The sequence below is a fragment of the Cellulomonas sp. A375-1 genome (assembly GCF_001040865.1).
Classification (GTDB): domain Bacteria; phylum Actinomycetota; class Actinomycetes; order Actinomycetales; family Cellulomonadaceae; genus Cellulomonas; species Cellulomonas gelida.
Genome location: NZ_LFKW01000108.1, coordinates 1 through 2,853, shown reverse-complemented (window position 1 = coordinate 2,853; position 2,853 = coordinate 1). Strand labels below are relative to the sequence as shown.

The following is a 2,853-nucleotide window of genomic DNA, read 5'->3' as shown; positions in this document are numbered from 1 at the left end:
GCCCCCCGAGGTGCTCGGCGCCGTCCTGCGCAGGTTCGGCATCGACGGTGGCGCGGCAGCGACGCACGTCAACACCGACGCCGCGCTGTGGACCATCCGGTTCCCGCGGATCGTCATGGCCCTGCTGGTCGGGGCCGCGCTCGCGACGGGCGGCGCGCTCATGCAGGGTGTGTTCGGCAACCCGCTGGCCGACCCGGGCGTGGTCGGCGTGAGCTCGGGCGCCGCCGTGGGCGCGTGCACGGTGATCGTGTTCGGCTGGACGTTCCTCGGCTCGTGGACGGCCGCGGTCGCCGCGTTCGTCGCGGGCCTGCTCACGACGCTCCTGGTGTACGCGACCGCGCGCGACGGCGGGCGCACGCAGGTGGTGACCCTCGTCCTGACGGGTGTCGCGGTCAACGCCGTCGCGGGCGCCGCGCTCGCGTTCCTCACGTTCCTGGGCGACACGCAGGCGCGTGAGCAGATCGTGTTCTGGCAGCTCGGCAGCCTCAACGGCACGCGCTGGCCCTACGTCGCGGTCGTCGCGCCGCTCGTCCTGCTCGGGATCCTCGGTGCGGGCCTGCTCGCGAGGAGGCTCGACCTGCTCGCGCTCGGCGAGCGCCCGGCCCGGCACCTGGGGGTCGACGTCGAGCGCCTGCGCATCGTGAGCATCGTGCTCGTCGCGCTGCTCACTGCCGCCGCGGTCGCGTTCTGCGGGATCATCGCGTTCGTCGGGCTCGTCGTGCCGCACCTCGTGCGCATGGCGGTCGGGCCCGGCCACCGCGTGCTCGTGCCCGCGAGCGCGCTGGGCGGCGCGGTCCTGCTGATGTGCGCCGACCTCGTCGCGCGCACCGCGGTGCCGTACGCCGACCTGCCGATCGGCATGCTCACCGCGCTGTGCGGCGGCCCGTTCTTCTTCTGGCTCATCCGCCGCACGCGCCGCAGCGCGGGAGGCTGGGCGTGACCGCGCTGCGCGCCCGGGGCGTGCGCGTGCGGTACGGGTCGACGGCCGTGGTCGACGGCGTCGATCTCGACGTGGTCGCCGGTGAGGTGCTCGCGCTGCTCGGCCCGAACGGCGCGGGCAAGTCGACGCTGCTCGGTGTCCTGGCCGGGGACGTCACGCCCGACGAGGGAGTGGTCGAGCTCGACGGCGTCGATGTCCGCACGCTGCGGCTCGCCGACCTCGCGCGCCGTCGCGCGGTGCTGCTGCAGGAGAACCGGCTGTCGTTCCCGTTCGACGTCGCCGACGTGGTCCGCATGGGCCGCGCGCCGTGGCGCGGGACGGACCGCGAGGACGACGACGAGCGCGTGGTCGAGAACGTGATGCGCACGGCCGGCGTGACGCACCTGGCCGCGCGCCGGTACCCCACGCTGTCCGGCGGCGAGAAGGCCCGGGCGTCGTTCGCCCGGACGCTCGCGCAGGAGCCGGTCGTCCTGCTGCTCGACGAGCCGACCGCCGCGCTCGACATCCGCCACCAGGAGTCGCTGCTCGCCGAGGCCCTGCGGTGGGCGCGGGACGGCGCCGCCGTGGTCGTCGTGCTGCACGACCTCACGCTCGCCGCGGCGTACGCGGACCGCGTCGTGCTGCTCGCCGAGGGGCGCGTGCGCGGCGAGGGGCGGCCGCACGACGTGCTGACGGGCGAGCTGCTCACCGACGTCTACCGCCACCCCATCGAGGTGGTGCACCGCCCGGGCAGCGACGAGATCGTCGTGCTGCCGGTGCGTGTCGCCGCCCTGGAGGAGATCCGATGACGCACCCGACCACGTCGACGACCGTCCGCACGCGGCGGCGCGCCCCGCTCGTCGCGAGCCTGGTCGCCGCGACGCTCGGCCTCGGAGTGCTGGGGCTCGCCGCGGCGCCCGCGTCGGCGGCCGCGCGCGTCACGGTCGCGGCGGAGAACGGCAAGGCGCAGGCCGACACGACCTACTCCACGCCGGTGAGGGTCAGCGGGTCCGGGTTCCAGTCCGTGCCCGGCGGGTTCGGCGGCATCTACGTCGTGTTCGGGTGGGTCGACGACCCCGCGGGCGGGTCGTGGCGGCCGAGCAAGGGCGGAGTCAGCGGGCAGGACCTGCTCTACGTGCCCGACAGCGAGTCGAAGGACAACGCGGGCTTCCAGCGGTTCGTGTCCTACCCGGGGTCGGACACCGCCTCGTCGGCGAACGGCGGCACGATCGCCGCGGACGGGACGTGGTCGACGACGCTGACGATCCCGGGACCGAAGGTCGAGGTCGTGGGCCGCTCGGGTGCGGTGACGAGCATCGACTGCCTCACGGTGACCTGCGGTGTCATCACGTTCGGCGCGCACGGCGTCAGCAACGCGACCAACGAGACGTTCACGCCCGTGCAGTTCGTGGACCTCGCAGACGCGCAGGGGGCGGCGGGCGGCGACGACGACGAGGCGGCGCAGCCCGGCGCGGAGGCGACAGCGGTGGCCACGCCGGCGACCGGTGGCGCCGCGTCGCCGCAGGTCGACAGCCCCGCCGAGGCGACGAGCGACCAGTCGACGGTCGTGCGGGGCCGTGTGCTGAGCTTCACCGCGCGCGGGTTCGCGGCCGGCGAGCAGGTCGTCGGCTCCCTGACGGGCGGACAGGCAGGGGTCGGCCCGCTCACCGCCGGGCCCTACGGGGAGGTCGCGGGTGTGCTCGCGGTCCCCGCGGCGCTCACGCCCGGCACCGCGACCCTCACGCTGACCGGCGCCGCCTCGGGCCAGGTCGCGACGCTCGACGTGACCGTGATCGAGGACCCGGTCGTCGCGGCCGCGCTCGCGAACGCGGGCGAGCAGCCGGGCGCGGGCCCGTCCGCCGCGACCTGGGTGCTCGTCGGCGTCGCCGCGCTGCTCGTCGCGCTCGTCGTGCTCGGCGCCCTGGCCGCACGGC

The 2,853-nt window shown here is 75.7% G+C and carries 2 protein-coding genes and 1 pseudogene; all 3 read left to right on the top strand.

The features are described from left to right. Window positions 1-940 (top strand): iron ABC transporter permease (locus CWIS_RS11525; RefSeq protein WP_048343445.1); only part of this gene is annotated, 940 nt, incomplete at its 5' end. Beyond that, complete coding sequence (locus CWIS_RS11520) at window positions 937-1,728, top strand: heme ABC transporter ATP-binding protein (RefSeq protein ID WP_048343444.1); 792 nt, start codon at window positions 937-939, stop codon at window positions 1,726-1,728. The genes CWIS_RS11525 and CWIS_RS11520, both read left to right, overlap by 4 nt. Continuing rightward, window positions 1,725-2,853, top strand: a pseudogene (locus tag CWIS_RS18395) (hypothetical protein); the annotation flags it as partial. The gene CWIS_RS11520 and the pseudogene CWIS_RS18395, both read left to right, overlap by 4 nt.